This is a genomic window from Rhizobium sp. 05L419 (genome assembly GCF_056397845.1).
In genome coordinates this window covers 1-5,635 of record NZ_JBFTOF010000060.1, presented here as the reverse complement: position 1 = coordinate 5,635, position 5,635 = coordinate 1, and the positions used below count along the sequence as shown (strand labels likewise).

Annotated in this window: 5 protein-coding genes; 4 read left to right on the top strand and 1 reads right to left on the bottom strand. The window is 58.6% G+C overall.

The window, feature by feature from the left end:
* The 4 genes from AC1DMK_RS30745 to AC1DMK_RS30730 form a co-directional block, all read left to right on the top strand.
* A partial coding sequence (locus AC1DMK_RS30745; protein WP_477864002.1) for a transposase occupies positions 1-297 on the top strand: 297 nt, incomplete at its 5' end.
* A gap of 181 nt (positions 298-478) precedes the next feature.
* The gene (locus AC1DMK_RS30740; RefSeq protein ID WP_037063063.1) at positions 479-1,498 is read left to right on the top strand and encodes an ABC transporter substrate-binding protein; all 1,020 of its coding nucleotides are present in this window, start codon (positions 479-481) and stop codon (positions 1,496-1,498) included.
* 23 nt (positions 1,499-1,521) lie between these two features.
* Entirely contained in the window at positions 1,522-2,382 is an 861-nt protein-coding gene (locus tag AC1DMK_RS30735) for an ABC transporter permease (RefSeq protein WP_037063066.1), read from the top strand.
* 1 nt (position 2,383) lies between these two features.
* The gene (locus AC1DMK_RS30730; RefSeq protein WP_037063068.1) at positions 2,384-3,166 is read left to right on the top strand and encodes an ABC transporter ATP-binding protein; all 783 of its coding nucleotides are present in this window, start codon (positions 2,384-2,386) and stop codon (positions 3,164-3,166) included.
* A 67-nt stretch (positions 3,167-3,233) separates the two neighbouring features.
* Here AC1DMK_RS30730 and AC1DMK_RS30725 read toward each other — a convergent pair whose 3' ends face one another.
* A complete protein-coding gene (locus tag AC1DMK_RS30725; RefSeq protein ID WP_477864001.1) occupies positions 3,234-5,228 on the bottom strand; it encodes a N,N-dimethylformamidase beta subunit family domain-containing protein in 1,995 nt (664 codons plus the stop codon).
* Between the last annotated feature and the right edge of the window lie 407 nt (positions 5,229-5,635).

Genomic DNA, 5,635 nt, shown 5'->3' with positions numbered 1-5,635 from the left:
GCACGTGGTATCGACGGCTATGTCGCGCCCGGACGCGCCAAGCACCCGACCGCCGCGAACGGAAAGGCCGGCGGACCGCTGACCCAACGAATGCGAAGGAAGATCKATGACGGCGGCTTTGAAACGCCCTACCGATTGAGGAAGCAAGTGGTGGAACCGGTGTTCGGACAGATCAAACAGGCACGCGGCTTCCGACAGTTCCTGTTGCGGGGCGTCGAAAAAGTGCGTGCCGAGTGGGCCATGATCTGCACCGCCCACAACCTCCTCAAGCTGTCCACCCTCGCAAAGCCCGCCTGAGCCGGCTATCCTGCAACAAATGTCCGTCGCAACGACCTATCTGGACGGGCTCCTAGGGAAAATACCGCAATACAAACACGCGTCCAGAAACTTTTCTTCATGCCTGGACGCAATAAAAAGACGCGAATGAAGTTGCTGCTTACGCAGTCCAGCCAACGTTAATCGTCAGAAAGGGGTTTCCATGAAATACTCGTCGATCAAGAGCAAAATCTCCCGCGCTGCCATCGCCTTTGGCGTTATTGGCGTTCTCGCGCATGCGGTTCCCGCAAGTGCCGCCGATGCCATTCCAACACAGCCGGAAGCGGGCGCATTCAAGCTCGGTATCGAGCCGTGGCTCGGTTATGGTCAGTGGCATGTCGCTGCGGCCAAAGGCTTGTTCAAAACCGCCAAACTGGACGATGTTGAACTGGTCAACTTCACCGAAGACAAGGACCTCAACGCGGCTCTCGCCAGCGGTCAGCTCGACGGCGCGAATATCGCAACCCACACGGCCATGGCCATGGTTGCGGCCGGGCTTCCGGTCAAGATCGTTTCGCTGCTCGATTTCAGCTTGTCTGCCGATGCGATCATCGCAGGTAGCGACATCAAGAGCGTTGCCGATCTCAAGGGCAAGAACGTTGCCTACGAAGAAGGTACGACGAGCGACATTCTCCTGAACTACGCGCTCGCGAGCCACGGCATGACCATAGACGACATCACCAAGGTGCCGATGCCGGCCGCCGACGCTGGCTCGGCGCTGATTGCAGGACGCGTTCCGGTCGCCGTCACATACGAGCCCTATATTTCCTCGGCTCGTGCCCAGGACAAGAATGTTCAGCTCCTGTTTGCGGCAGGTGAGGATCCTGGCCTCGTTTCCGACGTCTTCGTTGTGCGTGACGAGGTGCTGAAGTCCAAGCCGGGCCAGGTTCTTGCCATGCTCAAGGCCTGGGATCTGGCGCTTGCCGAGTACAAGGCAAACACAACGGAGGCTCGCGCCATTATCGCAAAGGCAGTCGGCGCTTCGCCCGAGGACCTGGCAACAGCATTCGATGGTGTCCAGTACTACACCACCGCTGAAGCGAGCAAGGCCTTCGCCGGCGACTTCAAGACCAAGACGTTCGTAGACGTCCAGAAGGCCGCCAAGACCGCGGGCATTCTGACGCAGGACGTCACCGTCGAGCAGATGCTGGACACTTCGTTGGTCGACGCTGCGAACAAGTAAACACCGCCTCAGGGGAATACCGAATGTCTGCCTCCGAAGGACTGACCTCATCCACGAAGGGACCCCGCGCGCTGTCGCGCGCGGGCGTCGGGAGACCGCCGAGCGCATTCCGCATTGGCGATCCGCTAAACGGTCGCACTTACGTTGTGATTGCGCTGACCGTCTTCCTTATCCTGTTCTTGGTCTGGTGGCTGTCGACCGCAACGGGCTGGGTCAAACCGATCTTCCTGCCAAGCCCAGCCGCGGTCTGGGACAAGATGGTAGAGCTGACCCTGAACGGAACGCTTCTCAGCGACGCAGGCATTAGCATCTACCGTATGCTGATTGGGTTTGCTATTGCCTCGGCTCTGGCGATACCGATCGGAATCATGATTGGCTGCTTCAAGACCTGGGAAGCCGCGATCGAACCATTCGTGGATTTCGTACGCTACATGCCCGTCGTCGCATTCGTGCCGCTGACCATCCTGTGGGCTGGAACAAGCGACATCCAGAAATTCGTCATCATCTTCATCGGGACCTTCTTCCAGCAGGTACTGATGGTGATGGACAGTGTGAAGCGGGTGCCACCTGACTTTGTCGGTCTTGGCCGAACGCTCGGCCTGTCGGAGACGAAGATCCTTCGCCGGATCGTCTTGCCATCCTCGTTGCCCGGAATTTGGGACACGTTACGCATCAGCCTCGGCTGGGCCTGGACCTGGCTCGTCTTGGCCGAACTCGTCGCCGCAACCTCGGGACTTGGATATCGTATCGTCGTATCGCAGCGTTATTTCCAGACGCAGACGATCATCGGTTACATCCTGCTTCTTGGCGTGCTTGGTCTGTTGACCGACCAGACCATGAAAGCCCTCGAGCGCGTCTTTTTCCGTTACTCGTCGAGACATTGAAATGATCGAGCCGAAACTTAAAATCGAGTCCCTGAACAAGTGGTATGGCGGCTCGAAGAACCGTGTGCACGCGTTAAGCGATATCAATCTCGAGCTTGCAGACAACGAATTCGTGTCACTCGTGGGTGCATCGGGCTGTGGCAAGAGCACGCTTCTGTCGATCGTGGCGGGCCTCCAGGGCTTTGACAATGGTGTGCTGCTCACCGACGGTGCGCCGATCGTTGGCCCCGGATTGGACCGCGGCGTCGTGTTCCAGTCCTACACGCTGCTGCCCTGGCTGACCGCTCTGCAGAATGTCGAGTTCGCACTTCAGGCTGCTGGCCTTTCAAGTGCGGAATGCAGGGATATTGCCCGCCATCACATCAATCTAGTGAAGCTCGATCGCTTCGCCGACGCCTTCCCCTCGCAGCTGTCCGGCGGCATGAAACAGCGTGTCGCAATCGCGCGCGCCCTCTCCTACCGGCCGAAGATGCTGTTGATGGATGAGCCGTTTGGGGCCTTGGATGCTCTTACGCGCCATCAGATGCAGGAGTTGCTGACGCAGATCTGGGAAGAGCATCGACTGACCGTGCTCTTCGTTACCCACGATGTGGAAGAGGCCGTTTATCTCTCGGATCGCATCATCGCCATGAGCATCAATCCCGGCCGGATCAACACAACCTTCCATGTCGGCCTCGGACGACCACGCAATCAGGACATGATCGCATCATCCGAGTTCATCGCCTTGCAGAAGGATGTTCTGGCGGCAATCCGCGCAGGGTCGCAGGACGCCGACGAACACTAGGCAAGCCCGTGGGCAGACGCTGAGCGTGTGCCCACGATGCGCGTGCGGGATGAATTGCCGTTTCCCGTCATGCTTTGAACTTGCCGATCAGGTTTCTCATGATCCGACCGACGTCGTTGTCCTCGCCTGGTCCAGGCAGAGCTCCGAGCCACGCGACCGAGCTTGCCGAAAAGACGAACCCACCCGCTTCGTGACGATAAACCGTCATGTCGGACCGGCGCAGGGCCGCGCGTTCCGTTTCTCCGTCGGCCACCCAAAGGTCTGGTCTCACCTGGAAGCTCTCATCGAACTCGTCCGCAACAGCCAGCCTTACGAGGTTCTCGGGTGTCTTGGCTGATCTCAGGATCGCATCGACCTCGTAGCCCGCCGCGCCTCCAAGGACGGTTCCGTCCCGCCCAAATACATCGGATGTGACCCCATCAAAGATCCAGGCGAACTCGGAGTGATAACTGCCTTCAAGTCGCCGATAGGGTCGCGAGGGACCAAAGCTCATGATGACATAGGTGACGCCGAACAGCGTTTGCGGATGATAGCGCCCCCGGTCCTCCCAGTTGCCACCGGGCTCACCTGTCGTAGACAGGTGGATTTCACCCGGCCGGCCACTCCAGATGTCGTTCCTGCCGCGTCGCAATTCCATCTTGTCGTCCTGAAATGCCACAACCCAATAGAATCCGTTGCCGCCGAGATAGCCTACGCTTCCGCCCGACTGAACATAGCGATCGAAGCCCGACATCATGTCCGACGACCAGTACTCGGGATGGCTGCCGGTCAATAGGAGCTGATATCGCTCGATGCTGGCAAGCCCGTCGGCATGCAGGTCATGGTCGGTCAGAACATCAACGTCGATGTCATGACGTGCGCAGAATTTCAGAAGCTGGAGATCGACCGGCAACAGATGCGCGCAGTTCGACAAGGGATAATGGTAGTCGTCACGCAGCGTGGCGCGTGGCCGGCGGCTCGATGTGAGGCTGACCCCGCTCAGATCGCTATGGGTATCGTAAAGGCTGAGGAAGTTGTTATCGATGGCGAAGAGATGCCCGCGATCACTTCCTTGCCAGGGATAGCGCTGGGGAGGCAATTGCTCGTCGGCATAGGCCAGATAGGTGGCCGTCGGCAATAGTATCGCGACGGCAGATCGGGGCTGGGCAGGACGAACGAAAAACGGCAGCTTCTCGACCCCGTCCTTGGTGCTGATGGCGACCGCATAGACGCCGGACCGGGAGTCCGCCGGTATGCTTATGGTGAAATCCGGGGTCCAGTCGAAACCACTGAAATCGTCGTCATGGAGATGCACAGCGTCGAAGTGATCCGGGTCGACCCTGGGATCGTGAACGTCACCCGTAAATCTGGCAGAGGCGACCGCAAATGTCGGAGCGTTGTGGACGATGAGGCTGGCGCCACCGCCAGCAATCGGCGCGACAGATTGGACCGGCCCCCTACTCGGAAAGCGCCATTCCACTGTGGCTTCGTCGGTCTCGACATGAACCCGCCCTAGCCTTGCGTTCAGCGTTGGCGTGTTATGGTTGCGCTCCGCTCCAATGCAAATACTGTCAGGGTCCACTCGATTGTCAATCGTACACTCGCCAACGATCTCGCCACTGTCGAGACGCGCGGTACACAAGATGCTCGCTGGCATTTGCGAAACGGTGATCCGATACCATCGTTCGTTCCTGATTTCCGCAACAAGATGGCCGTTGGCCAGCAGCTTCCCACCGGGATCAAGACTGAGCAGAAACGAACCGACCGAGACCACCGGCTTCATCTGAGAATTCGACGTAAAGAGGATTTCGAAGGTCAGGTCCACCCTCGGCGCTCCGCTGGCAAGAGCGGGTACTTCAACCCAGGACCCCTGATTGTAGGAGCGAACGGCGAGACTTGCCGAGTACCTCTCTATCGGCCAACCGACAGGCTCCTCCCGATCTCGATCGAGTGTCACGATGGCAATGGCTGCATCCGGATCGCAGCAGGAGATAAAGGCCTGGGTGGCGCAACCGGCTTTGACACTCCAAGGCTCCATATAGCCAGTCGCGGGCATCGAGTTATGGTTCAACGACGTTTTCATGCGGCCTCAACGATACCGATGGACGGACCACAAATGCGAGTCTCGCTGCTTTCGGTTTTTATGTGGTTAGCAATTGGATTGTCTTGACGATGTACTCACCACCGTCAAGCCCAAAGCCAACACCGCTTGCCCAGGCATCATGCATGCCCGCCTGAGACCGTCGGATATCGACGACGCCTCTATCCTGCGTCGATCAGGTGTTGAGCAACCGGAGAGCCGCGGCCATGTTTTCACGCGGAGTCTCAAGGCCGGGATCAACGATCGTGCCCCGCCGAGTGGTGTAGGTTCTGAGGAGTAAGGTGGCCATCAGTGTTTTCCGCTAGGGTCGGGTTGTTGAAGACCAACCTGACGGAAAGACCACCGATGACCAATGACATGATGGACGTGCGCTCGCTTGTTGAGAAGAG